21 protein-coding genes and 1 riboswitch are annotated in these 25,369 nt (G+C 65.3%); of the genes, 5 read left to right on the top strand and 16 right to left on the bottom strand.

Translation table 11 applies throughout. The features are described 5' to 3' along the window. The first annotated feature begins 10 nt into the window (after positions 1-10). Both AC56KZ_RS20250 and ttcA read left to right on the top strand, forming a co-directional pair. On the top strand, positions 11-409 hold the full coding sequence (locus tag AC56KZ_RS20250; RefSeq protein ID WP_497163975.1) for a dihydroneopterin aldolase: 399 nt from the start codon (positions 11-13) through the stop codon (positions 407-409). After that, positions 406-1,332, top strand: coding sequence for a tRNA 2-thiocytidine(32) synthetase TtcA (gene ttcA / locus AC56KZ_RS20245; protein ID WP_497163974.1), 927 nt, complete (start codon positions 406-408; stop codon positions 1,330-1,332). Before AC56KZ_RS20250 ends, ttcA begins: the two co-directional genes overlap by 4 nt. Positions 1,333-1,350: 18 nt before the next feature. Here the strand turns inward: ttcA and AC56KZ_RS20240 are convergent, their stop codons facing one another. Then, on the bottom strand, positions 1,351-1,881 hold the full coding sequence (locus AC56KZ_RS20240; protein ID WP_497163973.1) for a GNAT family N-acetyltransferase: 531 nt from the start codon (positions 1,879-1,881) through the stop codon (positions 1,351-1,353). 92 nt (positions 1,882-1,973) lie between these two features. Between AC56KZ_RS20240 and AC56KZ_RS20235 the strand changes: the two genes are divergently transcribed. Then, positions 1,974-2,495, top strand: a complete 522-nt coding sequence (locus AC56KZ_RS20235; RefSeq protein ID WP_497163972.1) for a SixA phosphatase family protein — start codon at positions 1,974-1,976, stop codon at positions 2,493-2,495. Positions 2,496-2,612: 117 nt separating this feature from the next. On the opposite strand, the gene AC56KZ_RS20230 is transcribed toward AC56KZ_RS20235, so the two are convergent. From AC56KZ_RS20230 to AC56KZ_RS20220, 3 genes are all read right to left on the bottom strand, one after another. Further along, complete coding sequence (locus tag AC56KZ_RS20230) at positions 2,613-4,382, bottom strand: M14 family metallopeptidase (protein WP_497163971.1); 1,770 nt, start codon at positions 4,380-4,382, stop codon at positions 2,613-2,615. Between the two features lie 117 nt (positions 4,383-4,499). Then, positions 4,500-6,068: a S41 family peptidase gene (locus AC56KZ_RS20225; RefSeq protein ID WP_497163970.1), complete on the bottom strand. Its 1,569-nt coding sequence runs from the start codon at positions 6,066-6,068 to the stop codon at positions 4,500-4,502. 182 nt (positions 6,069-6,250) lie between these two features. Then, on the bottom strand, positions 6,251-9,823 hold the full coding sequence (locus AC56KZ_RS20220) for an indolepyruvate ferredoxin oxidoreductase family protein (protein ID WP_497163969.1): 3,573 nt from the start codon (positions 9,821-9,823) through the stop codon (positions 6,251-6,253). 185 nt (positions 9,824-10,008) lie between these two features. On the opposite strand from AC56KZ_RS20220, the gene AC56KZ_RS20215 reads away from it, so the two are divergent. Next, positions 10,009-10,524 (top strand): Lrp/AsnC family transcriptional regulator, encoded by a 516-nt coding sequence (locus tag AC56KZ_RS20215; RefSeq protein WP_497163968.1) that lies wholly within the window; start codon positions 10,009-10,011, stop codon positions 10,522-10,524. Here the strand turns inward: AC56KZ_RS20215 and AC56KZ_RS20210 are convergent, their stop codons facing one another. The 7 genes from AC56KZ_RS20210 to AC56KZ_RS20180 form a co-directional block, all read right to left on the bottom strand. Then, positions 10,525-11,139, bottom strand: a complete 615-nt coding sequence (locus AC56KZ_RS20210) for a GNAT family N-acetyltransferase (protein WP_497163985.1) — start codon at positions 11,137-11,139, stop codon at positions 10,525-10,527. A gap of 138 nt (positions 11,140-11,277) precedes the next feature. Beyond that, complete coding sequence (locus tag AC56KZ_RS20205; RefSeq protein WP_497163967.1) at positions 11,278-12,792, bottom strand: diguanylate cyclase domain-containing protein; 1,515 nt, start codon at positions 12,790-12,792, stop codon at positions 11,278-11,280. Positions 12,793-12,912: 120 nt separating this feature from the next. Continuing rightward, positions 12,913-13,656, bottom strand: coding sequence for a CPBP family glutamic-type intramembrane protease (locus AC56KZ_RS20200; RefSeq protein WP_497163966.1), 744 nt, complete (start codon positions 13,654-13,656; stop codon positions 12,913-12,915). A 95-nt stretch (positions 13,657-13,751) separates the two neighbouring features. Further along, the gene (locus tag AC56KZ_RS20195; RefSeq protein WP_497163965.1) at positions 13,752-15,005 is read right to left on the bottom strand and encodes a multifunctional CCA addition/repair protein; all 1,254 of its coding nucleotides are present in this window, start codon (positions 15,003-15,005) and stop codon (positions 13,752-13,754) included. Between the two features lie 14 nt (positions 15,006-15,019). Continuing rightward, entirely contained in the window at positions 15,020-15,739 is a 720-nt protein-coding gene (locus tag AC56KZ_RS20190) for a glutathione S-transferase family protein (RefSeq protein ID WP_497163964.1), read from the bottom strand. Positions 15,740-15,756: 17 nt separating this feature from the next. Beyond that, positions 15,757-16,719 (bottom strand): complex I NDUFA9 subunit family protein, encoded by a 963-nt coding sequence (locus tag AC56KZ_RS20185; protein WP_497163963.1) that lies wholly within the window; start codon positions 16,717-16,719, stop codon positions 15,757-15,759. Positions 16,720-16,745: 26 nt separating this feature from the next. After that, on the bottom strand, positions 16,746-18,755 hold the full coding sequence (locus AC56KZ_RS20180; protein ID WP_497163984.1) for a lytic transglycosylase domain-containing protein: 2,010 nt from the start codon (positions 18,753-18,755) through the stop codon (positions 16,746-16,748). 118 nt (positions 18,756-18,873) lie between these two features. Between AC56KZ_RS20180 and AC56KZ_RS20175 the strand changes: the two genes are divergently transcribed. Next, entirely contained in the window at positions 18,874-19,548 is a 675-nt protein-coding gene (locus tag AC56KZ_RS20175) for a 5-formyltetrahydrofolate cyclo-ligase (RefSeq protein ID WP_497163962.1), read from the top strand. A gap of 58 nt (positions 19,549-19,606) precedes the next feature. Here AC56KZ_RS20175 and metF read toward each other — a convergent pair whose 3' ends face one another. From metF to metK, 5 genes are all read right to left on the bottom strand, one after another. Next, on the bottom strand, positions 19,607-20,455 hold the full coding sequence (gene metF, locus AC56KZ_RS20170; protein WP_497163961.1) for a methylenetetrahydrofolate reductase [NAD(P)H]: 849 nt from the start codon (positions 20,453-20,455) through the stop codon (positions 19,607-19,609). Next, positions 20,442-20,798, bottom strand: coding sequence for a phage holin family protein (locus AC56KZ_RS20165; protein ID WP_497163960.1), 357 nt, complete (start codon positions 20,796-20,798; stop codon positions 20,442-20,444). The genes metF and AC56KZ_RS20165 overlap by 14 nt, the downstream gene beginning before the upstream one ends. 98 nt (positions 20,799-20,896) lie before the next feature. After that, entirely contained in the window at positions 20,897-22,324 is a 1,428-nt protein-coding gene (ahcY, locus tag AC56KZ_RS20160; protein ID WP_497163959.1) for an adenosylhomocysteinase, read from the bottom strand. A gap of 26 nt (positions 22,325-22,350) precedes the next feature. Further along, positions 22,351-22,421, bottom strand: a riboswitch (S-adenosyl-L-homocysteine riboswitch). 51 nt (positions 22,422-22,472) lie between these two features. Then, complete coding sequence (locus AC56KZ_RS20155) at positions 22,473-23,846, bottom strand: ATP-binding protein (protein WP_497163958.1); 1,374 nt, start codon at positions 23,844-23,846, stop codon at positions 22,473-22,475. 297 nt (positions 23,847-24,143) lie between these two features. Further along, positions 24,144-25,310 (bottom strand): methionine adenosyltransferase, encoded by a 1,167-nt coding sequence (gene metK, locus AC56KZ_RS20150; protein WP_497163957.1) that lies wholly within the window; start codon positions 25,308-25,310, stop codon positions 24,144-24,146. Between the last annotated feature and the right edge of the window lie 59 nt (positions 25,311-25,369).

Below are 25,369 nucleotides of genomic sequence, written 5' to 3'. Positions count from 1 at the left end.
AAGGCTTCCTATGCTGTCCGCCCTGACCCACCCGAGCTTGCGCGATTGCCGCCGGCTGTTCCTGCGCAATTACGAAGTGATGATCAACATCGGCGTGCACGACTTTGAAAAGAAGGGCGAACAGCGCGTGCTGATCAACGTCGACCTGTACATTCCGCTGGCCGAATCGACCCCGAAGGACGACCAGCTGGCCGAAGTCGTCGACTACGATTTCATGCGCGAAACCATCGCGCGCCGCATGGCCGCCGGCCACGTTCACCTGCAGGAAACCCTGTGCGACGACATGGTGCGCGCCATGCTGGCCCACCCGCGCGTGCGCGCCGCGCGCGTTTCGACGATGAAGCCGGACGTGTATCCCGACTGCGAAGGCGTCGGTGTCGAAGTGTTCCAGATCAAGGAAGAAGCATGAATGCCGCAGTGATGAACGCAGTATCCGCTCCCGGGGCGGACACCAGGACGATGGAAAAGATCGCGCACGAAAACAACAAGCTGCATAAACGCCTGTGCCGCCTGGTCGGCCAGGCGATCGGCGATTTCAACATGATCGAGGACGGCGACAAGGTGATGGTCTGCCTGTCCGGCGGCAAGGACAGCTACGCCCTGCTCGACCTCCTGCTGACTCTGCGCGAACGCGCGCCGATCCACTTCGACATCGTCGCCGTGAATCTCGACCAGAAGCAGCCGAACTTCCCGGCTGAGATCCTGCCGGCCTACCTGGACAAGCTCGGTGTGGATTACCACATCGAAAACCAGGACACCTACAGCATCGTCAAGCGCCTGATCCCGGAAGGCAAAACCACCTGCTCGCTGTGCTCGCGCCTGCGCCGCGGCATCCTGTACCGTGTCGCCGACGAACTCGGCTGCAACAAGGTCGCCCTCGGCCACCACCGCGACGACATCCTCGAAACCTTCTTCCTGAACATGTTCTTCGGCGGAAAACTGAAGGGCATGCCGGCGAAACTGGTGTCGGACGACGGCAAGCACATGGTGATCCGCCCGCTGGCCTACGTAAAGGAAGCCGACACCGAGCGCTACGCGCAGGTCAAGGGCTTTCCGATCATCCCTTGCGACCTGTGCGGCTCTCAGGAAAACCTGCAGAGGAAGCAGATCAAGGCCATGCTGCGCGGCTGGGAAAAGACGCATCCGGGGCGCGTCGACAACATCTATTCGTCGCTGTCGACGGTGGTGCCTTCGCACCTGCAGGACCGCAACCTGTTCGGGTTCATGGACCTGAAGACGGATGGCGTGGCCAATCCGCTGGGGGATATTGCGTTTGACGAGGAGCCGTGTTCGACGCCGGCGGCAAATACGATTTCGTTGACGCAGTTGTAATCTCGTTGCGGGACGCGCTCAGGCGAGCGCCATGCCGTACAGGTGCAGCTCGGGCATATCGTCTGCACGCTGCAGGCTGCACTCAAAACGCAAGCCGAGCTTTTCCAGCAGCCGGATCGACGCCCCATTGTCCGGCCGGACGGTGGCGACGATGCGCGTCAAACCGATATCGTTTTTCGCATGCGCCAGGGTCGCACTGGCCGCTTCATGGGCATAGCCCTGCCCCCAGTGTTGCGGCGGGAAGGCGTAGCCGATGTCGACATCCTCGAGAAAATCGCGCTTGGCCAGGCCGCAGACGCCGACCGGGCAGCCGGTCTCTTTTAACTCGACCACATAAAAGCCGTAGCCGAGGCGGCGCACCATGTCGACCGGGCCGGCGAGGATGTAGTCGCGCGCGGCCTCGATCGTCCGGACATTGCGGTCGCCGATGAAGCGTATCCAGGACGGTTCGTTCAGCAGGCCGAGCATGAAGGGGGCGTCGGCGGCGCTCATGTGGCGCAGCTGCAGGCGGTCGGTACGTAAAACGATTGTGGGCGAATCTTTATCCATGGCTGAGCTTATACCTCAGTATTGTCGGGTGTGATACCTTGTCGCTCGACTTGTAGCACGCTGTCTGTCACACCTTCGATGAGAGGAATACCATGTCTTTGTTTGCCCGCCTGTCCGCCGTCACCGCCCTCGTCCTGACCATGCTGACGCCCATCTCCGCGCTTGCCGAACCGTCGATGATCTACCTCGTGCGCCACGGCGAAAAGGCGCTCGAGGGCAAGGACCCGGAGCTGGCGCCGCAGGGCCGGCAGCGCGCGCAAACTATCGCGGCGATGCTGGGCAAAGTGGGTGTTGCCCATATTTTCAGCACCCCGACGAATCGCACGCGCCAGACGGCACAGCCGCTGGCGCAGCAGAACGGGCTGACGGTGGAGCTGTACGATCCGAAGACGCCGCAGGCGCTGGTGGCGAAGGTGAAAACCTTGACGGGCCCGGTGCTGGTCGTTGGCCACTCGAACACGCTGCCGGAACTGGTGCGGCTGTTCGGTGGGCAGCCGGGGGCGGATGTGGCGGATAATGAATATGACCGGCTGTATCAGCTGATTCCGGGGGCGAATGCGGGCGTGACGACGGTGTTGTTGACGTCGCTGCCGGTGACCGGGGCGGCGAAGTAAGTTGCTCACATGCTCCGTACCGCGTGGGCAGAGCCCACCCTACGCCCCCCTCCGCTGACTCCGGTTTTGTAGGGTGGGCCGGGCGGCGAACCGCTCCGCCCACGCCGCACACCACCATCAAGGCGCCACGTTCGCGCGCAGCACCGGGTACAAATTCAAGCGCTCGTCCCACGATGAATGGCGGCGGGCGAAGAACTCGAGGCGGGCGTGGGCGTTCTTGGCAAAGACCGGATCGCTCTCGACACGCCGCTTGAACTCGGCGGCGAGCGCCGGGTCGGCCGCCATCTGCGCGCGCGCGACGTCTTCGGCGACATACTCCTCCATGTATTCCTTGGGCTCGAAGGCATTGTTGAACATGCCCCAGGCCAGCAGCGAGTCCGGCGCCTGCGGTTCGAACATTGCCATCACCAGGCGCGCCTTCGGCTGGGCGATCGGCACGAACAGCGCGCCGCGGCCGACATTGCGCGCTTCAAGCTTCCAGCTGCCTTCCACCGTCAGGCGCTGGTGCGATTCGAAGGACTTGGCGCCGAAGGTGGTTTTGTCGGCGCGGAAGGTCTCGACATTCGCGCGCTGTAACTCCTTGTCCAGCTTGCGGAAGACAATGCCGTGCCGGGTCAGCCTGGTGGCGACCATCGCCGCATGCGCGGCCGGGACGATATAGCCGGCGCGCGGTGCGGCGACCTCGAGATCGGCGACCACGTCTTCGCGCAGCGGCACGCGCCAGACCTGCGGTTTGGTTTCGTCGTAGCGCGTCATCAGGATGCCCGACACTTCGGACGGAGTGCGCGTGTAGGCATACCCATTGAAATCGACCATTTGCGTCTTGTCGGTGGTTTTATAGGTCAGCGCCACCGGGGTGCCGGCCAGGGTCGCGGCGCGTGCGTCGGCGGCAAACGCCGCCTGCTGCCAGGCCTTGCCGTTCTTCGCGACCTGCTCCAGCATCGAAATCACCGTGTTGTGGGTGATCCGCACGCGGGTCGGGTAGTCCTTCCACGAGTGGGTCTCGACCAGGACCGCGATGCGGTTACGCAGCGGGAAGTAGCCGGTCGAGAAGCGCGGATCGGACACGCTGTCGACAAAACCCGATTGCGGATCGTCGGTCTTATCGAAGGACATGTAGTAGGACTGCGGCGAGGAGCCCAGTTTGGTGATGTCGGCAATGACGTTGGTGCGCAGCGCCAGGCCCACCTTGCGCAGTTCCGGGTCGGCCGAATACACGGGTTCGACCTGGATCGAGATATCGTGCTGGAACTTGGCGCCGTTCGTCACGTGCAGGTCGACGTAGGTCAGCGGGTCCCAGCGGTTCACCAGGGCCAGCATGGCCTGCATCTCGGGCGAGTCGGCTTTCACGTAGTCGCGGTTCAAGTTGAAGTTCTGGGCGGTGGTGCGCCAGCCCATTTCGACCGGGCCGCGCTGGTTCGGGCGGTTCCATTTCTGGAAGCGCTCGTGGCCGTCGACGTTGAAGACCGGGACGAACAGCAGCACCTGCTTGTCCAGCGCACCCTTGGCCAGGCGCCCTTCGAGCACCTCGCGCAGCGCCAGGAAGCCGGCGTCCTTGCCGTCGATCTCGCCGGCGTGGATGCCGCCCTGGATCAGCGTCACCGGCAGCCCGGCTTTGGCGGCCGCCTGCGGCGTAAACGCCCTGGCGTGGGTGGCGACCAGCGCCAGCATCGGGCGGTCTTCCGGGGTGCGGCCGAATTCGATGCACTTGACCGCCTTCGGGTAGGCCTTTTCGAAGGCTGCGCACAGCTTGACGACTTCGTCGTAGCGGCCGGTGGCCTGGAAGCCGGAGCGCTCGGAGACGGTGCTGAGGTCGGGAACCGCGGCCAAGGCGGGGGTAACAGGCAGGGCGGCGAGCAGCGCAAGCAGTAACGCAGAACGAATCATCGATGAAGCTCCGGCAAGTGGAAGAGGCAAGCCGAAAATTATAGTCGGGCGGCGCTGCCGGCGCAGGAAATAAAAACGCCACCCGAAGGTGGCGTCGCCGCGGCAAGGATAAAACGCTTACCTTGCCTTGTTGTAGATCTTGATCTGCGAAACATCCGGACGCACTTGCGTGCGCAGCGCCGCCATCGCAGCGACCGAAGAACGGCCCGAGGGCGGACAGACGCCGGTCTGGCGCAAGGCCAGGGCGGTGGCCAGCAGGGCTTCCTGCGGGTCGCCCTGTTCGCGCGTAAAGTCGTCTGCCACCGGGCAGGTCGGCGCGAAGCCGTTCGAGAAGTCGCCGATGCCCTTGGCGTTGACGCCGCCGAACTCGATCGAGAAATAGGTCGTGCCGCAGTTCGGCACCGGCGTGAAGCCGTAGGGCTTGCCGCAAGTCTGGGCGCCGACGATATTGACTTCGACGTCGATGCCGCGCAGCCCATTGATCACCGATTCGCTCGCCGAGCAGGTGCCCGGCGTGGTCAGGATGGTCACGCGTTTCAGGTTCAGGGTCGGCAGCGGCGTGCCGCGGGCGACCGTGCCGGCGCCGGCGGCAAAACCGACCGCGGTCGACGGGAACAGGATCGTGTCGGCCGGGTCGACCTTGATCTTGTTGTTGTACTGCAGGCGCTCGAAGACCTTGCCCGTCGACGCCGGGCCGGCGATCATGTAGCCCAGCTCGGCGGCCAGGTGCAGCAGGCCGCCGCCGTTGTAGCGCAGGTCGAGCACCAGGTCTGTCGCGCCCTGGTCGCGCAGGGTCGTGAAGGCGTCGACCAGCTGGCGCTCGGCGACCGCGTTATGGTTGTCGAAGGAGATGTAACCGGTCTTGCCGGCCGCGGTATCGATGGTCTTGACGAGTTTTACCGACAGCGCCGTCACGTCCTGGGCCTGCATCGTGATGGCAGGCTGGTCCACGCCGCCGCGGCGCACGATGAAGGTATGCGATTCGCCCGGGTTTTCCGGGAACAGGCCGGCGTTGATGCGGTCGACCAGGGCGCGGTCGGTGGCATTGATGAAGTCGACGCCGTCGATGTTCACCAGCTGGTCGCCGCGGCGCAGGCCGGCCAGCGCGGCGGGCGAACCCGCCTCCACGGTTGCGACCACCCAGTTGCGGGGCGCGGTCGGGCCGGCGCTGGACCAGTTGATGCCGTAGCCGAGCTCGATGCCAGACTTGCTCAGCTTGTCCCACTCTTCGGTCGAGTAGGTGAAGTGGTACTTGTCCTTCGGTGTGCCGGCCGCCGTCAGCGCAGGCGTCTTCAGCTTCTCGAAATACGCGATCGGGTCGGTGAAATCGGCCATTTTGATATCGCCCGGGATTTCGTTGTACCAGAGGTAGTACTGGTGCGACCAGGCGCGCAGGAAGGTCAGCTCGTCCTTCAGGGTGCCCTGCTTGTCCGGATAAGGCTTGCCCGTGTACGGATCGATGCCGGTACGCGGCTTGGCGCACAGGTTCCAGTAGGTGGAGAACGCATCACCAAGGGTCGCGATGTCCGGCTCGCCCGTCGTCGACAGCGGAGGTGGCGGTGCCGGCGCTGCCGACGTCTCGCCGGCGCTGCCGCCACCGCCGCCGCAGGCGGCAAGCAGGAATGCGGCGGCAAGGGTGGACGCGACCAGGCGTAGCGAAGGGGTCGTGCGGCCGAATGGGGTCATGTACGATTTCATAATAGAAATTTATCCAGACAAATTTGTCAGAAAAGAGTATGACAAGCTCGCCCGTTTGAGAAGGCTGCACGCCGATATTTTTCGTAATAAAGTTTAAGTACGGTCAAGCAAAAACGCCAGGACCGGCTTGGGGGCCGAACCTGGCGTCCTGACTTATGCACCCTGCATCATCAGGCTGCGTGCGTCATTCCCTGCGGATTGTGGAAGGCCGACAACAGTTGAGCTTCCTTGGCTTTCGCCGTCTTCAGGTAGCGTTCCTTGATGTGCCCGTAACCGCGGATGTCTTCCGGAATGCTGGCAATCGCCACGGCCTGCGCCAGGTTTTCAAGCGTCAGCTTCGGCAGCAGTCCCAGCACCGTCTCGCGGTACTGGGCGATGAGCGCGCGCTCCATCTTGCGCTCGGCGGTGTAGCCGAACACGTCGAACGGGGTGCCGCGCAAGCCCTTCAGCTTGGCCAGCACGCCGAAGGCGCTCATCATCCACGCGCCGTATTCCTTTTTCATGGCGCGGCCTTCCTTGTCGTGCTTGGCCACGATCGGCGGCGCCAGATGGAACTTGATGCTGTAGTCGCCCTCGAACATGCCGGCGATCTTTTCCCGGAAGGCGGGATCGGTGTGCAGGCGCGCCACTTCGTACTCGTCCTTGTAGGCCATCAGCTTGTAGAAATAGCGTGCCACGGCTTCCGACAGGCGCGTGCCCTTGCCAAGCTTGGCTTCCTCGGCGCGTACCTGGTCGACGAAAGCCCGGTACTGCGCGGCATAGCCGGCATTCTGGTAAGCGGTGAGCAGTTCCATGCGGCGCTTGACCAGGTCGTCCAGCGACTGGGTACGCTTGAACTCCATCACCTTGGCCGGGGTCGTGACCTTTTTCACCGAGGCCAGGTCGTGGGCGGCGGTGCGGCCCCAGTTGAAGGCGGCCTTGTTGAACGGCACGGACACGGCATTGAGTTCGATGGCGCGCATGATCGATGCTTCCAGCAAGGGAACGCGGCCCTTCTGGAAGGCGAAGCCGAGCATGAACATGTTGGTCGCGATCGAGTCGCCCATCAGCGCGGTGGCCATCTGGCCGGCATCGACGAATTCGACGTTGTTTTCGCCGCAAGCGAGCACAATCGCCGCTTTCGAGCCTTCGGCCGGGAATTGCCACTCCGGGTTCTTCACGAAGGCCGCCGTGGTGGAACCGGTGTTGTTGACGGCGGCCCAGGTGCGGCCCTCACCCATGCGCGAGAGCGCGTCGCGGCTGGCGGTGACGATCTGGTCGCAGCCGATGACCAAATCGGCGCTGCCGGTGCCGACGCGGGTCGAGTGCAGGTCCGATTGCTGCGGCGCCAGGCGCACGTGCGACATCACCGGGCCGCCCTTCTGGGCCAGGCCGCTCTGGTCGAGCACGATCGCGCCCTTGCCTTCGACGTGGGCCGCCATCGCCAGGATCTGGCCGACGGTGACGACGCCGGTGCCGCCGACGCCGGCCACCAGGATGCCGAAGGGCGCATCGACTTGCGGCACGGTCGGTTCAGGCAGCACAGGCGGTGCGCTGTCAGTGCCGGTCGTGACCTTCTTCGGCTTTTTCAGGGCGCCGCCTTCGACGGTGACGAAACTCGGGCAGAAGCCGGAGACGCAGGAGAAATCCTTGTTGCACGAGGACTGGTTGATCTGGCGCTTGCGGCCCAGTTCCGTTTCCAGCGGCTCGACCGAGAGGCAGTTCGATTGCACCGAGCAGTCGCCGCAGGCTTCGCAGACGGCTTCGTTGATGACGGCGCGCTTGGCCGGGTCGGGGAATTCGCCCTTCTTCCTGCGGCGGCGCTTTTCCGACGCACAGGTCTGGTCGTAGATCACGGCAGAGACGCCCGGCATTTCGCGCAGTTCGCGCTGCACGTCCATCAGTTCGGAACGGTGGCGCACGGTGACGCCTTCGGCCCAGGCATAGTCGCTCGGGTATTTTTCCGGCTCGTCGGTGACGACAATGATCGGTTTCACGCCCTCGGCCGCGATCTGGCGCGTGATCATGCCCGGATCGAGCGGGCCGTCGACGTTCTGGCCGCCGGTCATGGCGACCGCGTCGTTGTACAGGATTTTATAGGTGATGTTCACCTTGGCCGCGCAGGCGGCGCGGATCGCCAGGATGCCCGAGTGGTAATAGGTGCCGTCGCCCAGGTTCACAAAGACGTGCTTTTCGCTGGTGAACGGAGACTGGCCGATCCAGGTCGTGCCTTCCGCGCCCATGTGCGTAAAGGTCGAGGTTTCGCGGTCCATCCACAACACCATGTAGTGGCAGCCGATGCCGGCCATGGCGCGCGAGCCTTCCGGCACCTTGGTCGAGCTGTTGTGCGGGCAGCCCGAGCAAAAATACGGGATGCGGTCGGTTTCCGGATTCGCTTTGGCCGGGATGTTGCGCAGGACCAGCTCTTTCGCTTCCAGGAAGGCGATGCGTTCCTTCACGCGCTGCTCGACCGGGTGGCCGGCGCAGTAATGCGAAATGCGCGAGGCGATGGCGCGGGCGATCTGCGCCGGGTTCAGCTCGTAGGTGGCCGGCAGCAGCCAGTCGCCGTGGCCGCTGCGGTTCTTGTTGCTCCACTCGCCGGTGTCGTCGAACTTGCCGACCACGCGCGGACGCTCGGCGTCGGGCAGGTTGTACAGCGCTTCTTTCAGCGCGTATTCCATCACTTGGCGCTTTTCTTCGACCACCAGGATCTCGTCGAGGCCGCGCGCGAACTCGTGCACGCCCTCGGATTCGAGCGGCCAGGTCATGCCGACCTTGTACAGGCGCAGGCCGATGTCGCGCGCCGCGTCTTCGTCGATGCCGAGGTCGGCCAGCGCCTGGCGCGTGTCGACATAGCTTTTGCCGGCGGTGATGATGCCGATTTTGGCTTGCGGACCGTCCCAGATGATCTTGTTGAGCTTGTTGGCGCGGGCATAGGCCAGCGCCGCGTACCACTTGTAATTGCTCATCCGGACTTCCTGGTCCAGGACGGCGTCCGGCCAGCGGATGTTGAGGCCGCCTTCAGGCAGCTCCAGATCCGTCGGCGTGACGATCTGCACGCGGTCCGGGTCGAGGTCGACCACGGCGCCGGATTCGATGATGTCGGTCACGCATTTCATCGACACCCACAGGCCCGTGTAGCGGCTCATGGCCCAGGCGTGCAAGCCGAAATCGATGTATTCCTGCACCGACGACGGATACAGCACCGGAATGCCGCAGTGAGTCAGGATGTGGTCGGACTGGTGCGCGGTGGACGAGGATTTGGCGGCATGGTCGTCGCCGGCCAGCACCAGCACGCCACCATGTTTGGCGGAACCGGCGTTGTTACCGTGTTTGAAAACGTCGCCGCAGCGGTCCACGCCCGGACCCTTGCCGTACCACATGGCAAACACGCCATCGTAGTTGGCGTCCTTGTACAGGTTGGTTTGCTGGGTGCCCCAGACGGCGGTTGCGGCCAGGTCTTCGTTCATGCCCGGGTGGAACTTGACGTGGTGGGCTTCGAGGTGCTTCTTCGCCTTCATCGCGGTCTGGTCGACCGAGGTGACCGGGGAGCCGCGGTAGCCGGTGATGTAGCCGGCGGTATTCAGGCCGGCTTTGACGTCGCGTTCACGCTGCAGCATCGGCAGGCGGATCAGCGCCTGGGTGCCGGTCATGAAGGCGCGGCCGCGTTCCAGCGTCCATTTGTCGTCGAGCGTGATCTCGTGCTGAGGCGTTTGCTCCGGCGGCTGCGGCTGCAGCTGGGAACGGTCCAGGGGTGCGTTCATGGGGGTTTGTCTCCGTTAGGTTCGCTTGGCGGCATCGTTATTGTTGGGTGCGCCACCCGGAGAAAGTCTCCTCCGTTATCGGCATCAGTATAGTCTTGTGGGACCGGCATTAAATACCAATCAATTCCCCACGCCGAGTCAGTTGCGCAATAAAATTGCGGTTCTGCTGAGGCGATGGAAAATTTATGTCAAAAATAGAATTGGATAAGACCGACCGCAAGATCCTCGAGATCCTGCAGGCCGACGGGCGCCTGTCGAACCAGGACGTGGCCGAGCGCGTGAACCTGTCGCCTTCTCCCTGCCTGCGCCGCATCAAGCGCCTGGAAGAAGCCGGCGTGATCCGCCAGTACGTGGCGCTGGTCGACCCGGACAAGATCGGCCTCGGGCTGCTGGCCTATGTCAACGTGCGCCTGGAAAAGCACAGCGAGGGTCCGGCCAACTCGCGCGTACCGGCGACGTCGCCGCGTTTTGAATTTGCCCAGGCGGTGGCGGCCTGGCCGGAAGTGGTGGCCTGCTATGCGATGACCGGGGAGATGGATTTCCTGCTGCGCGTGCACGTGGAAGACATGGACCACTTTTCGCGCTTCATGATGGCGACGCTGCTGCGCCACCCGTCGGTGCTGGACGTGAAATCGAGCTTTGCGCTGCAGCGGATCAAGGAAACGACGGCCTTGCCGATCGGGGAAGCGGCGACGCGGTGATTATTCGCGTTTTTTCGGCGTGAACCACTTTACGGCCGCGCGCGCATTCGCTTTCACCGTGTAATCGATCAGGGCGAACTGCTCCTCCACCGCCTCGCGCATCACGCTCCCCGGGCTGGGCGGCGGCAGGTGCAGGTAGGCGTCGGCTTCGCCGTATTCGCGTTTTATTTGCATGCCCGCTTTTTTGGCAATGTGCATCATGGTGCGGTTGGTCGACAGGCATTGCATGTAGAGGGTGTCGATATCGGCATTGCGGCAATGGATGGCCGCGCGCTCGAACAGGCGCGAGCCCACGCCCTGCCCGCGCGCCGACTTCGAGACTGAGACGCCGAACTCGGCCACGCTCTTTTTGTCGGCAAAGGCCAGGTGGCCGACGCCGACCAGCTGGAATACCCGGCTCATCACGCCGAACACGATGTCGCGCGAGAAATCGATCTTCGCGACATACGCATGGACCTGCTCGTCGGGCAGCACGGTGCCGAAACGCAGCAGGCGGTCGGCGTCGTCCAGCGCCAGGAAATGACGCAGCATGCGACGGCGGTCGCGCTTGCCCAGGGCCTTGACATGGACCGCCGGCCTGCCGGCCGTACCGGACAGGCGGGCGAGCCAGTGCATGATCGCGCTGCCACGCGCTTCGTCAGGGGATTTGTTCAAGGGCTTGTCAGCCATGCTACGCTTCCGTTTTTGTGCACTGCACCATAAGCCGGATTGTAGCGCAAACGCAGGCGGCAGGCCGCGCGCGACAAACTGGCCTCAGGCTGGTTGCGGCGGCGCCTCGGTCTTCCACTGCGCCTTCGGGCTGATCACGAAGGTGCCCTTGCCTGCCTGCTTGGCCGCATACATGACCTGGTCGGCGTCGGCCAGCAGGGCTGCGGCGCCGGCATCGGCGGCGGCGCGCCCGCGTGCGGCGGCGATGCCGATGCTGGCCGAGATCGAGACCGGATTGCCGTCGGCTTCAAGGATGCCTTCGATCTGGTCGAGCACCAGGCGCGCGATGCGCAGCGCCCCTTCGGGCGAGCCGACGCCCTCCAGCACGACCACGAACTCGTCGCCGCCCAGGCGCGCCAGCACGTCTTCGGCGCGCAGCACTTTCTGGACGCGGCGGGCGACCAGCTGCAGCACCAGGTCGCCGGTGGCATGGCCCCAGGTGTCGTTCACGCCCTTGAAACCGTCGAGGTCGATGAACATGGCGACCACCACGCTGTCGCGCCGCACCGCGCGTACCAGCGCCAGCTCCAGCAAACGGGTCAGCTGGCCGTAGTTGACCAGGCCGGTCAGGCTGTCGTGCTGGGCCAGGCGCGCCAGCTTGGCCGACTGCGCCTCGAGTTCGGCGGTGCGCTCGGCCACGCGCTGTTCGAGCGTGTCGTTGGCCCCCTGCAGTCGATGGTTGACGTCGTTGATGATGCGATAGCTGCGGCGCAGGCGCCAGCCGGCATAGGCCAGCAAACCCAGCAGCAGGATCGAATAGGCGAACAGGAAGCCGCGGTAGCGCTGGCGTTCGAGCACTTCGGACTGGAAAGCGCGGTCGAGTTCGCGCGCAAGGCGCGCCATCGACTCGCCGGTGCCGAGCGCGGCGATGCGTGCCTCGACCTCGTTTTCCAGCGGCCGGTTGGCGAGGATGATGCGCGTGTCGCGGGCGATGGCGGCCATCTGCTCGGCCACGGCCAGCGAAAAGCGCCCCTTCTGCCCTTCCACCTGCGCCAGGTTGCCTTCGATGCGGCGCGCCAGCGCGGGCGTGGGCATCAGGTTGTAGCGCAGGGTATCGGCCAGCAGGTCGTTGAGCACGGCGTCGAGGCGCAGCACCAGGTGGCCGGGCGCGAGCGCGCCTTCGATGCCGCCGAGTTCCGTCTTGAGGTCGGCCAGCGCCGGCGGCAGCGACACCAGCGCCGAGCGCAGCGGCGGGTTCAGGGTGCGAAAGCGCGCCACCAGGCCGGCCTTGATGCGCAGCGACTCGGTCAGCGCCGCATGCGCCCGTTGCGCGCCGCGTCCATGCTTGGGCGGCAGCGCCTCGCCGATGTTGGCGGTCAGTTCGTTGATCTGGGGGAGCGTGGTGGCCAGCCTAGCATCGGCCGCGCCGCTGCCGATGTGGGCGCGCAGCAGGTTGGCGTCCCATTCGGCGTCGAGCTGGCGCAGTTCCTGCAGGTCGAGCATCACGCGGTTGCGGGTGTCGACATCGACGCCGGTGGTGCGGGTGTACAGGAAAGCGAGAAAACCCACCAGCGCCAGCGCCGCAATGGCGCCGATGCGCAGGCGCCGTTGGGGGTGCATCGTTTCCAGGCGGCGCATGAAGGCCGCAAACAACCAGTCCGTCTGTCGTGACAATCTACTCATTCAGGGAGCATAGCAAAACCGCCCCGCCCTTCGCGCACGGCGTACGTCTTGTAACAATTAACTCCAGAGTTTCGTGAAAATCCAGTGATTCATCGCCAGGTTGAAGGCGGCATGGGCAGCGATGGCCGGCAGGATCGAATCGCCGCGGCGGCGCAGCCAGGCGAATATCAGCGACAGCAGGAACATCTGCGCCACCCACAGCGCGGCCGATACCGGCTGCACGACGATGCCGGCGCTGGTGACCAGGATGCCGTGGTGGCACAGGTGCACCAGCGCGAACAGGGCCGCTTGCATGACGGTGGCGCGGCTGCGGCCGTGGCGGTCTTCGAGGACTCGTTGCAGGAAGCCGCGGAAAAAAATCTCTTCGCCGACCGGGCTGAACAGGATGGCGACGATGGTGAACATCAGGTGCAGCTGGAGCAGGCTGAAGCCTGGCGTCGGCTGCTGGCGGAAGCTGCGGGCGACGCTGACGAAAGGGTGGTCGGGACCGGCGCCATACAGGCCAAAATTTAACCAGAAGCAGGCAGTGGCGGCCAGCAGGCCCAGCACGAGGCCGAGCGGCAGCCAGCGAAGCTGGCGCGGGCGCTGCAGGCCGACCTGGTGCCTTCCTGCGCGGCTGAGCACCAGCCAGGGCAAGGCCGCCATCGCGATGCACATCAGCAGGAACAGGGCGCGCCAAGCGTTCGGGCCGAACATGGCGACTATCCGCGCCGCGCTCGACGCCAGCACAAAGGCGAGCGTCACGCCGTAGATACCGAAGGGCACGGCACGCCAGCCGGGCTTGACGTCGACTGCGTACATGGGGCGCCCTCGGGTAATTGAATCGCTCGACTATACGAACAATGGATGGTCGCGTCCAGCACGAACGCGTGGACTCGGGAGTGTACCCGACGCGTTTACGGCGGGGTTGCGGCGCCCCCGGCGCTGTAGATCCAGCGCGAGACGGCATTCACGCGCTCGCGGTGCACGGCTTCGGGAATTTTCTCCTTGTGCTCGGCATGGCGGGCGGCGACTTCGCCGGCGTTGACGGCGCGGGCGGCGGCCAGGGCGCCCAGCAGGTAGGGGCCTTGAGGATAGGGGCGCGTGCGCATTTCGTGGGTTTCGTGGCCGCGGCCGCGCGCGTCGCATTCGGCGGCCTGCAACATGTCGGCGAAGCGCTCGGGTTTGCGAAAGGCGTCGCAGCGCTCGAACAGGGTGACGATGGTGTTGGCGCGCAGGATCTCGGCACGGCTGATGTTGCCGTGCTCGCGCGCCGTCATGATGGCCAGGTCGCGGCAGTCGTTCGGCACTTTCAGACGCTTGCACACGGCAGCGATCAAGCTGGTGCCCATGCCTTCGTGGCCATGGTGCGACGGCCATTGATCGGGAGGCGTGATGCCCTTGCCGAGGTCGTGCATGAGGGCGGCGAAGCGTACCGCCAGCGTGTGCCCGCGTTCGGCGGCGACGTCGATCACCAGCATCATGTGGACCCCGGTGTCGACTTCCGGATGGTGCAGCGGCGGCTGCGGCACGCCCCACAACGCATCGAGTTCGGGCAGGATGCGCGCCAGGGCGCCGCAGTCGCGCAGCACCGCCAGCATGCGCGAGGGGCGCGCTTCCATCAGCCCGCGCGACAGTTCCTGCCAGACGCGCTCGGGCACCAGGGCATCGACTTCGCCCTCGGTCACCATCTGCCGCATCAGCGCCAGCGTCTCCTCGGCCACCGTAAAATCCGGAAAGCGCGCGGCGAAGCGGGCCAGGCGCAGGATGCGCACCGGGTCTTCGGCAAAGGCATTCGATACGTGGCGAAACAGGCGCGCCTGCAAATCGCGCTGGCCGCCGTAGGGGTCGACGATGCTGCCGTCTTCGGCGCGGGCCATGGCGTTGATGGTGAGATCGCGCCGCACCAGGTCGCTCTCCAGGGTGACGTCGGGAGACGTGTGGAAAACGAAGCCGTGGTAGCCGGGCGCGGTCTTGCGTTCGGTGCGCGCCAGCGCGTATTCCTCCTGGGTTTCGGGATGCAGGAAGACGGGGAAATCCTTGCCGACCGGGCGAAAGCCGGCCGCCAGCATGTCCTCGGGGGTGGCGCCGACGACGACGTGGTCGCGGTCCTGCACAGCCAGCCCGAGCAGCTCGTCGCGCACGGCGCCGCCGACGACATAGGTCTTCATCGCCACGACCTCAGTCAATCACGCGGCAGGTCGGCGTCGTGCAGCGGAGTGGCGTCGGTTTCCAGCATCGCCTCGGCGACCCAGCGCGCCACGGCCGGATGCGCCAGCATGCGCTCGCAATACGCCTGCAAGGCCGGCGCCAGGGTCACGCCATAGGTCATGAAACGCATCACTACCGGCGCGTAGAAGGCGTCGGCGATCGAGAACTCGCCGAACAGGAAGCCGCGGTGGCCGAAGCGGGCCAGGCAGTCTTCCCAGATTTCGCTGATGCGGCCGATGTCTGCCTGGGCGCCGGGCGTGCGCCCGCGCCCCGGCAGGCGCGCCTGGATATTCATCGACATGTCATTGCGCAGCGCGCTGAAACCGGAATGCATCTCGGCGGTAATCGAGCGCGCCAGTGCGCGCGCCGCCACGTCCTGCGGCCACAGGTGCTTGTCCGGGAACTGCTCGGCCAGGTATTCGCAGATCGCCAGGCTGTCCCAGATCGTCATTTCGCCCGCCAGCAGCACCGGCACCCGGCCGGCATGCGAGTAGGCCGCGATCTTCGCGGCCGTGTCGGGCTGGTCGAGCAGCAGGCGCACTTCGGTAAACGGGATGTTGAACGCGACCGCCGCCACCCAGGGCCGCATCGACCAGGACGAGATGTTCTTGTTGCCGATGACGAGCGTGAGGCCGGGCGAGCGCGCCTGGCTGAAGGTGTTCGAGAGGGCCGGGTCGAGTTCCGTGGTCTGCATGTCGTTCCTGGTTGCGTTTATCGGCCGGCTCGGGTGCGCAGGTGGTCTAGCGGTTCGCCAGGCGCCAGGTAATGGGGCGCTACCGCTTCGAGCGGAGTGAGCTTGATTCCCAGCGACGCCGCTGTCAAGTCGGCGGCGGCCGGATCGAGCACATTATCCGCCTTCATCGAGTCGAGGTTGTCGCGCGAGATGATCGGGTCGCCCGGCAGCAGCTCGAACATGCGCGCCTGCAGCCGCGCAACGCCGTCCGGCAGTGCGATGACGCGGCGCTCGCAACCGGCATAGCGCCCGGCCAGGCGCACCAGCTCGGCCAGCGTGTAGACCGTCGGCCCGCCCAGTTCGACCACATGGTTGGCGGTCTGCGGGTCGCGCAGCGCGTGCAAAAAGGCCTTGGCAACATCGCCCACATAGACGGGCTGGAAGCGGGCCGCGGCGCCCGCCAGCGGCACGACCGGCAAGTGGCGTTGCAACTTGGCGAACATGGTAAGAAAACTGTCGCCGGGACCGAACACGACCGAGGGACGGAAGATCGTGCTGGACACTTCCGGACGGCTGCGCGCGGCCAGCTCGCCATCGGCTTTCGAGCGCGAGTACATCGACGGGCCGTCCGTCCGCGCGCCGAGGGAACTCATGTGTAGGTAGCGCGGCACGCCGGCAGCCGCGCAGGCCTCGACGATGCGGCGCGGCAGGTCGACGTGGGCGCGCCGGAACTCGGGGCCGTAGGGCTGGGCGCGGCTGGAATGCAGGATGCCGACCAGGTTGATCGCCGCCGTCCGGCCGGCCAGCAGCGTGCGCAGGACGGCGTCGTCGTGGATGTTGGCCTCGACCACATCGACGCCGGGCAGCGTGCTCAGGTGGCGAACACGCTCGGGATGGCGCGTCGGCACCAGCGTCGGGATGTTTTCTTGCGCCAGCAGCGCCGCCAGATGACTGCCGATGAAACCGGAACCGCCAAAAATCACTACCTTCGGGTCGCGCATGGGGTCCTTATTTTCAGGTTGAGAAGTCAAGGAAGGCTGATGCCTCCCGTGCGTGGGGTAATCGTGCCGAGGCGCGCCTTGAGCGACTGCGGGCGCCGCTCGAACAGGGCCGCGTAGTTCGTGGCGTTGGACATCACGTTGCGCACGTAGGTTCGGGTCTCGGAATACGGAATCGATTCGACGAAGACGGCGCCCTCCATCGGCGCCTCGAGCAGGCCGCGCCAGCTGCGCGAGCGCGAAGGGCCGGCGTTATAGGCAGCGGTGGCCAGCACCTGCGAGCCGCCGTTATTTTCCAGCACCATGTTCATGTAGTTGGCGCCGAGGGTGATGTTGGTGCGCAGATCGTTCAGCATGCCTTGCACGAAGTCCGTCAGGCCGATCTTTCCGGCCACCCATTTGCCGGTGGCTGGCATCACCTGCATCAGGCCGGATGCGCCGACGCCCGAGCGGGCATCGGTGATAAAACGCGATTCCTGGCGGATCAGGCCATACACCCAGGCCGCATCGAGCGCCAGGCTCGTCGCGGTCGGCTGCAGGATCTCGTTGTGCGGCGCCGGGAAGCGCTGGTTGTAATCGAGTTCGCTACGGGTGCGCAGCGAGGTTTCGACCATGCGGTCGAGCAGGTCGTTCCGGCGTGCATATTCGGCGGCGGCCAGCAGCTGGCGCTCGGACAGCGAGCGCAGGGCCCAGTTCCATTCGCGGTTGCCCTCGGCGCGCAGGCGCAGGCGGTAGAAGTGCATGGCCTGGCGCATCGCCGGCAGGTTGGCTACCGCGTCTACCTCGGAGGGCAGCACGGGCGCGGCGCTCGGCGGAATCGTCACCAGTTCGCCCAGTTCTTCCATCGCCAGCTGGCCATAGAAATGGTTCTGGGTGGCGACGCGGCGGTACAGGGCCTCGGCCTCCGCGCGCCGCCCTTCGGCCGCATGGGCACGTCCGAGCCAGTAGACCCAGCCCGACTCGTCGCGCAGCGGCGCCGGCATCGTGCCGATGGTGGCGGCGACCGTGCGCCAGTCGCCGCGGCGCAGCGCCATGCGGGTTTTCCATTCGCGCTGGAAATTGGTCAGCGGCGCGCCATCGGCACGCTTCCAGTAATCATGGGCCTCGGGCGCGAGCACGATCGAGGCCGCCAGAGCCACGTTGGCCCAGCCGACCGCGCGCTCTTCAGGCGTCAGCTTGTCGCTGTTCTTGTTGAGCGCGATGGTGGCCAGCTTCAGGCTGGTGCGCGCCATGCGGCCCAGGGCCACCAGGTAGATTTCGTGTTCGGCGCGCGATTCGCCGATGCCGCGCGCCATCGCCACGGCCGGCGTGTCGACCGCCTGGGCCGCGCGGATGTCGGAGGCGCCGAGCAGCTGGGCGATCCGGCGCGACGGGCCGGTCGCCCCCATCTCTCCGGACAAGCGCAGTTGCGCCAGCAATTCGTCGGTGCCCAGCTGGTTCGATTGGGCCAGCTGCGCCATCAGGGCGGCGCAGGCTTCGCCATAGGCCGCGGGATTGACCAGCAGCGGGCGCGCTTCGGCGACGACCGCTTCGCCACGCCCGGCGCGCATCAGGAGCGCATAGCAACGCACCTGCAGCTCGCTGCTCTGCCCGGCTGCCGCCAGTTCGCGTTCAAAATTCGCCCAGTCGCGCTGGCGGCCGAGTTCCAGAAGCCACTCGGTGCGCAGCCGGTCGGCGACGGCACTGCCCTCGTGGCGCCGCAGCACGCCGCGGATTTCCTCGTACGGTGTCTCGCGCAGGCGTGGTTTGAGACGATAATAGTCGACATAGGCTGGCAGCACGTAGTTGGGCAGGCGCGCGGCGAGCGCGTTGGCGCGGGCGCCATCGTTCTGGCGCGCCGCTTCGCGCAGCAGCAGGAAGGTGTCGTCGTCGGCGCGCGAGGAAGTGGCGGCAGATGCAGCAGCGGGTGCGGCGGCAGGTGCGGTGGCAGGTGCAGCCGCAGGCGCGGCGGGGAGCGCCGGGGCGGCGGGCACGGCGGGTGCCTGGGCCAGGGCGCAGGCACCGGCAGCGGCCAGGACTGCGCCGGCGATCAGTTTCATTGGAAGCAACAACACAGCTTTTCTATCCTTCATTCGAATCATGACCGGCAAAACAAGAATACCACGCGCATCGATCACGCCACCGCAAGCGGACGCGAGCGTGGCGCCAAAGAGCGTCATGTCCAGCATCGCACAGGAGGGCATGGCGCACGGCAATGCTGCACAGGCATCTGCGGCGGGCGACGCGGAAATGCAACAAACCGCAGCCGCTCCGGCGCAGCCCTCCATCGACAAGGGAGGCGCCGCAGCGGCCAAGGCCGCCCTGCGCAAGCGTTTGAAGGCAGGCCGCGCCAGCCTCGACGATGCCGGCAAAGCCGGGCGCGACGGCCGTATCGGCGCCCAGGTGCTGGGCTGGTGGCGCCGTGCCCGCCCGCCCCTGCTGGCCGTTTACTGGCCGCTGCCCGGCGAGCCGGATCTGATGGACACCTACCGCGCACTTGCGCAGGAGGGCGCCGCGCTGGCGCTGCCGGTGGTGGTCGAACGGCATGCGCCGCTGGTGTTCGCCGAATGGACCCCGGGCGAAGCCATGGCCGTCGACCCGATGGGGATCGCGGTGCCGGCGCAACTGCGCACGGTGGCGCGTCCGCCGGCCCTGCTGGTGCCCTGCCTCGGCTTTAACGAGGGTGGTTACCGGCTCGGCTATGGTGGCGGGTTTTATGACCGCACGCTGGCCGGCGGCATCAAGCCGGCCACGCTGGGCATCGCCTATGCCTGCCAGGCGGCCGAGTTCGAAGCCGACGAGCATGACTTGCCGCTCGACCTGATCGTCACCGAGGAAACAAGCGTGGAGTAAACAAAAAAATCCCGGCAAACGCTTGCGCGTGGCCGGGATCGTCATGCCTGCCGGGCGTTTAACCGTGTGGCGTGGCCTGGCCCGTCAGGCGCGTCCAGATCGCCGTGGTCGCGACCGCCTGGTTCATGCTGTAGAAGTGCAGGCCCGGGGCCCCGCCGGCGAGCAGGCGTTCGCACAGGCCGGTGACCACATCGAGTCCGAAGGCCTTGATCGAGGCGCTGTCGTCGCCGAAGCTGGCCAGTTTCAGGCGCACCCAGCGCGGAATTTCGGCGCCGCACATGTCGGAAAAACGCATCAGCTGCGTGTAGTTCGTGATCGGCATGATGCCGGGCACGATCGGCACGTCGATACCCAGCTGCTGCGCATGCTCGACGAACTGGAAATAGGCGTCCGCATTATAAAAATACTGGGTGATGGCGGCATTCGCCCCGGCCTTGATCTTGCGCTCGAAATTGATCAAGTCGTCCTGGGGCGAACGTGCCTGCGGATGCATTTCCGGATAGGCCGCCACTTCGATATGAAACCAGTCGCCGGTCTCGGCGCGGATGAACTCGACCAGTTCATTGGCGTAGCGCAGCTCGCCGGCGCCACCATAACCGCTGGGCAAGTCACCCCGCAGCGCCACCAGCCGGCGGATGCCGTGCGACTGGAATTCCTGCAGCAGCGCCCGGATCGACGGGCGCGTCGCGCCCACGCAGGACAAGTGCGGCGCCCCCGGCTGGCCGTCGGCCATGATGTCGAGCACCGTGTCGAGCGTGCCCTGCTGGGTGGAACCGCCCGCGCCGAAGGTCACCGAAAAATACTTCGGGTTCAGTTCGGCGAGCTTGCGGCGTGCGACGCGCAGTTTGTCGACGCCCTCGGGTGTCTTGGGCGGGAAAAACTCGATGCTGAAATTATGCGTTTCCATCTTTATTACTCAAGAGCAGGGAGGAAAGCGCCCACGAAATGACGCTGTACAGGATCGCCGCCAGGAAGGCCGACCAGAATCCCGCCACTTCGAAGCCATCGATCAGGGTCGACACGAGCCAGAACAGGATCGCATTGATCACCAGAATAAACAGCCCAAGCGACAGCACCGTGACGGGCAAGGTCAACAGCACCAGCAGCGGCCGGATCAGGGTGTTGACCAGGCCCAGCACGAGCGCGGCAATCAGCGCGGTGCCGACGTTGGTCACGGCGACGGAATTCATCAGGTAAGGCAGGGCCATCAGGGCGGCGGCGTTGATCAGCCAGGTAAGGAGCAGGCGCATGTTCAGCTTTCGTGGTGCGTTTTTTGTTGTTGGGAGCAAGCTTGCGAGAAACGCCCCGGACCGGGTCCGGGGCTGGTACTGCTAGTGATTACTGACTGTTAATAACGGTAATGCTCGGGCTTGTAAGGGCCTTCCTTCTTTACCGAAATATACGCGGCCTGCTCTTCGGTCAGTTCGGTCAGCTGGGCGTTGAGCTTTTTCAGCTGCAGGCGCGCGACCTTCTCGTCGAGGTGCTTCGGCAGCGTGTAGACGCCGACCGGGTACTGGTCCGTGTTGGCGAACAGTTCGATCTGGGCGATAGTCTGGTTCGCGAACGACGAGCTCATCACATAGGACGGGTGGCCCGTGCCGCAGCCCAGGTTCACCAGGCGGCCTTCGGCCAGCAGGATGATCCGCTTGCCATCCGGGAAGATGACGTGGTCGACCTGCGGCTTGATGTTTTCCCACTCGTATTTCTTGAGTGCGGCGACATCGATTTCGTTGTCGAAGTGACCGATGTTGCAGACAATCGCCTGGTCCTTCATGCGCAGCATGTGGGCTTCGGTGAGGATGTGATAGTTGCCGGTACAGGTGACAAAGATGTCGCCGTGTTCGGCCGCGTAGTCCATCGTCACGACGCGGTAGCCTTCCATCGCCGCCTGCAGTGCGCAGATCGGGTCGATTTCGGTGACCCACACTTGCGCCGACAGGGCGCGCATGGCCTGGGCCGAACCTTTGCCGACGTCGCCATAGCCGGCGATGACGGCAACCTTGCCGGCAATCATGACGTCGGTAGCGCGCTTGATACCGTCGACCAGCGACTCGCGGCAGCCGTACAGGTTGTCGAACTTCGACTTGGTGACGGAATCGTTGACGTTGATCGCCGGGAAGGCCAGCTTGCCTTCCTGGTGCATCTGGTACAGGCGGTGCACGCCGGTAGTGGTTTCCTCGGTCACGCCGAGGATCTGCGGCAGGCGCTTCGAATACCAGTGCGGGTCCCTGGCGATACGGCCCTTGATCGCATTGAACAGGCAGATTTCCTCTTCCGAACCCGGCTTGGCCAGCACCGAGATATCGGTCTCGGCGCGCGCGCCCAGGTGCAGCAGCAAGGTGGCGTCGCCGCCGTCGTCGAGGATCATGTTCGAGTACACGGCATTGCCGGCGGCGTCATTCGGCCACTCGAAGATGCGGTGCGTGTATTCCCAGTACTCGTCCAGGGTTTCGCCCTTGACGGCGAACACCGGCGTGCCGACTGCGGCGATGGCGGCGGCGGCGTGGTCCTGGGTCGAATAGATGTTGCACGAGGCCCAGCGCACTTGCGCGCCGAGGGCTTCCAGCGTGCGGATCAGCACGGCGGTCTGGATGGTCATGTGCAGCGAGCCGGTGATGCGCGCGCCCTTAAGGGGCTGGGCAGCGGCGAATTCTTCCTGGATGGCCATCAGGCCCGGCATCTCGGTTTCGGCAATGCGGATTTCCTTCTCGCCCCAGGCGGCCAGGGAGATGTCGGCAATATGGAAGTCTTGGGTAGTTTTCAAAACGGCGCTCATCACGCCCTCCTTTCAGTTAGAAAAAAGTAACGTGAGCGCAGTGTTGATGATCCGAGCCTGGCGAAAGGAATCTTTCGTCGCAACGCTCCTCGGAACGACATAGTTTAACACGTCTTGGCAAAGGCGGCCGCAGGGGCGCGCCTTGTTCTCAAGCCAGCGCAACCCTGCCGGCGAGCGGCGCGGCGGCGCCGGATTGCGCCAGCGGCAGGCGGATCTCGAAACTGCTGCCCAGGCCCAGGCCCGCGCTGCTCGCCGAGACCGTACCGCCATGCAGTTCGACCAGGCTTTTCACCAGCGCCAGGCCCAGGCCGAGTCCGCCGTTCTGGCGTTCCGACGAGGTTTCCGCCTGCACGTACAAATCGAAGAGGTGTGGCAAGAGTTCGGCAGCAATACCTTGGCCATTGTCGGCCACCCGCAGCATGGCCGCGCCGTCGCGCGCTTCCAGTGCCAGCGTGATCTGCCCGCCTGACCCCGTATACCGGATCGCATTGCCGAGCAAGTTGCCGACGACTTGCACCAGGCGGATCGCATCGCCTTCGACCGGGCACGGGCCGGCCGGCAGCAGCACGTCGACCGTTTGCCCCTTGCCTTCGGCCGCCGGCGTCAGCTGCTCGACGGCGGCGCCGACCACCTCGCGCATGTCGACCTCGGCCTTGACGATTGAAATCAGGCCGCGGCTGATGCGCGAGACGTCGAGCAAGTCTTCCACCAGGCGGTTCATGTGGCTGACCTGACGGGTAATCAGGTCGCTCAAGCTGGCGGTCTGGGCCACGGCGTCCGGGCTCTTCTTCAGCAGGTGCGCTGCCATCGCCGCCGCCGACAGCGGACCGCGCAGCTCATGGCTGAGCATCGACAGGAATTCGTTCTTCTGGCGGTCGGCCGACTGCAAGGACGCTGCTTTTTCGTTGAGCAGGCGATTGAGTTCCTCGACCCGTTCGTTGGTCTGCTCGAGGCGCTCCGAGACGGCGACCAGTTCGTCCTGGCGTTCCTGCAGCGCCGCCAGGGCGTCGGTCAGCTCACGGTTTTGCTGGTTCGCTTCGGACAAAGCCACATTGCTGGGCATCGATACGCCCGCAACCGCGACGGCGATCTCCGCCGGCGACATGGCGCGCGCGCCGGCCGGCAGCATTTTTTCCAGCACGATCCGGGTGCCGCTTTTGCCGGTGACAATATCGCACTCGTCCATGAAACGGCGCGCCGCCAGCAAGCCGCTGCCGCCCGGACGCTGGGCGCGTTCCTCTCCGGCCAGCAGCAGCTCGAGGCCATCGATGCCCGGCCCTTCATCCTCGACCACGATGACCAGGGTTTTTTCCCGTCCGGCCTCGCCAGCCAATGAAAAGCCCACCTTGCCTTCGCCCGCAAAGCTGAACACGTTGCGCGCAAGTTCAGACACGACTGTCGCGATACGCGCCTGGTCGTGCTGGCTGAAGCCGCAATGGGCCGCGATTTCGCGCGCACGCCGGCGTGAAGCAATGACATCCATCTCGCAAGCAACGGCGATGGTGAGGATGGGCTGAGACATGGTGTCCTTTCTTATACGCACGGGAACGTTTCCATTGTTGGAAGTCGAGGAAGGATCAGAGCGGCTGACGGAGAAGGTGCCAGAACGGGAAAAAGTGGTGTTGTACAAAAGGAATTAATTACGGAATTGAAAATGCCCGGAGGGAATTATGCGCTACAACGCGCGACCCTGCTGAAAACAGTCGAGATTATTGGGGATCAGAGGTGGGAAATGCCTGGAACGGGCGGGGATGGTACAAAGCCCGGCCCCCGGTACGGATGCTGTCCGTAGTGGGGACCGGGCTGTTATGGACCGACTTTATGCCAGCCCGGCTTCCGCGCGCAGCAGCGCCGCCTTGTCGGTGCGCTCCCAGGTGAATTCCGGCTCTTCGCGGCCGAAGTGGCCGTAGGCGGCCGTCTTGGCGTAGATCGGGCGCAGCAGGTCGAGCATCTGGACGATGCCTTTCGGGCGCAGGTCGAAGTGTTCCATCACCAGCTGGGCAATCTTGTGGTCGGGGATGACGCCGGTGCCTTCGGTATACACCGTAATGTTGATCGGACGCGCCACGCCGATCGCGTAGCTCACCTGCACCTGGCACTGGCGCGCCAGGCCGGCGGCGACGATGTTCTTGGCGACATAGCGCGCGGCGTAGGCCGCCGAGCGGTCCACTTTCGAGGGATCCTTGCCCGAGAAAGCGCCGCCGCCGTGCGGGGCTGCGCCGCCGTAGGTGTCGACGATGATCTTGCGCCCGGTCAGGCCGCAGTCGCCCTGGGGGCCGCCGATGACGAAGCGGCCGGTCGGGTTGACCAGGTAGCGCGTTCCCTGCAGCCACTCGCGCGGCAGCACCGGCTTGATGATTTCCTCGATCACCGCTTCCTCGATCTGCGAGTGGGTGACGTCCGGATGGTGCTGGGTCGAGAGCACGACCGTGTCGACCGCGACCGGGCGGCCGTCGACATAGCGCAGCGTGACCTGGCTTTTTGCGTCCGGACGCAGCCACGGCAGGCGCCCGTCCTTGCGCAGCTGCGACTGGCGCTCGACCAGGCGGTGTGCGTAGTGGATGGCGGCCGGCATCAGCTCGGCGGTCTCGTCGCAGGCGTAGCCGAACATCAGGCCCTGGTCGCCGGCGCCCTGGTCGAGGTCGAGTCCGGCGCCTTCGTCGACACCCTGGGCGATGTCCGGCGACTGCTTGTCGTAGCAGACCATCACGGCGCAGCCCTTGTAGTCGATGCCGAACTCGGTGTTGTCGTAACCGATGCGCTTGATGGTCTCGCGGGCCACGCCGATATAATCGACGTTGGCGTGGGTGGTGATTTCACCGGCGAGGACCACGAGGCCGGTGTTGCACAGCGTTTCAGCGGCAACGCGGGCGCGTGGATCCTGCTCGAAGATGGCGTCGAGAATGGCGTCCGAAATCTGGTCGGCGACTTTGTCGGGGTGGCCTTCCGAGACGGATTCGGAAGTGAAGAGATACTCGTTGGACATGAAGGCTCCAGTTACTGTTCAAAAACTGCCGCAGCAACCCGTGCCTGCGACGCTTTAGC

Source organism: Telluria sp. LT2P34 (assembly GCF_059685915.1).
The sequence above is the reverse complement of the archived record's forward strand: the minus strand, read 5'-3'. Positions and strand labels throughout refer to the sequence as shown.

Coding starts and splice junctions, on each gene's coding strand:
- AC56KZ_RS20250 (WP_497163975.1), top strand. CDS start 11: ATGCTGTCCGCCCTGACCCACCCGAGCTTGCGCGATTGCCGCCGGCTG.
- ttcA (WP_497163974.1), top strand. CDS start 406: ATGAATGCCGCAGTGATGAACGCAGTATCCGCTCCCGGGGCGGACACC.
- AC56KZ_RS20240 (WP_497163973.1), bottom strand. CDS start 1,881: ATGGATAAAGATTCGCCCACAATCGTTTTACGTACCGACCGCCTGCAG.
- AC56KZ_RS20235 (WP_497163972.1), top strand. CDS start 1,974: ATGTCTTTGTTTGCCCGCCTGTCCGCCGTCACCGCCCTCGTCCTGACC.
- AC56KZ_RS20230 (WP_497163971.1), bottom strand. CDS start 4,382: ATGATTCGTTCTGCGTTACTGCTTGCGCTGCTCGCCGCCCTGCCTGTT.
- AC56KZ_RS20225 (WP_497163970.1), bottom strand. CDS start 6,068: ATGACCCCATTCGGCCGCACGACCCCTTCGCTACGCCTGGTCGCGTCC.
- AC56KZ_RS20220 (WP_497163969.1), bottom strand. CDS start 9,823: ATGAACGCACCCCTGGACCGTTCCCAGCTGCAGCCGCAGCCGCCGGAG.
- AC56KZ_RS20215 (WP_497163968.1), top strand. CDS start 10,009: ATGTCAAAAATAGAATTGGATAAGACCGACCGCAAGATCCTCGAGATC.
- AC56KZ_RS20210 (WP_497163985.1), bottom strand. CDS start 11,139: ATGCACTGGCTCGCCCGCCTGTCCGGTACGGCCGGCAGGCCGGCGGTC.
- AC56KZ_RS20205 (WP_497163967.1), bottom strand. CDS start 12,792: ATGCACCCCCAACGGCGCCTGCGCATCGGCGCCATTGCGGCGCTGGCG.
- AC56KZ_RS20200 (WP_497163966.1), bottom strand. CDS start 13,656: ATGTACGCAGTCGACGTCAAGCCCGGCTGGCGTGCCGTGCCCTTCGGT.
- AC56KZ_RS20195 (WP_497163965.1), bottom strand. CDS start 15,005: ATGAAGACCTATGTCGTCGGCGGCGCCGTGCGCGACGAGCTGCTCGGG.
- AC56KZ_RS20190 (WP_497163964.1), bottom strand. CDS start 15,739: ATGCAGACCACGGAACTCGACCCGGCCCTCTCGAACACCTTCAGCCAG.
- AC56KZ_RS20185 (WP_497163963.1), bottom strand. CDS start 16,719: ATGCGCGACCCGAAGGTAGTGATTTTTGGCGGTTCCGGTTTCATCGGC.
- AC56KZ_RS20180 (WP_497163984.1), bottom strand. CDS start 18,755: ATGAAACTGATCGCCGGCGCAGTCCTGGCCGCTGCCGGTGCCTGCGCC.
- AC56KZ_RS20175 (WP_497163962.1), top strand. CDS start 18,874: ATGTCCAGCATCGCACAGGAGGGCATGGCGCACGGCAATGCTGCACAG.
- metF (WP_497163961.1), bottom strand. CDS start 20,455: ATGGAAACGCATAATTTCAGCATCGAGTTTTTCCCGCCCAAGACACCC.
- AC56KZ_RS20165 (WP_497163960.1), bottom strand. CDS start 20,798: ATGCGCCTGCTCCTTACCTGGCTGATCAACGCCGCCGCCCTGATGGCC.
- ahcY (WP_497163959.1), bottom strand. CDS start 22,324: ATGAGCGCCGTTTTGAAAACTACCCAAGACTTCCATATTGCCGACATC.
- AC56KZ_RS20155 (WP_497163958.1), bottom strand. CDS start 23,846: ATGTCTCAGCCCATCCTCACCATCGCCGTTGCTTGCGAGATGGATGTC.
- metK (WP_497163957.1), bottom strand. CDS start 25,310: ATGTCCAACGAGTATCTCTTCACTTCCGAATCCGTCTCGGAAGGCCAC.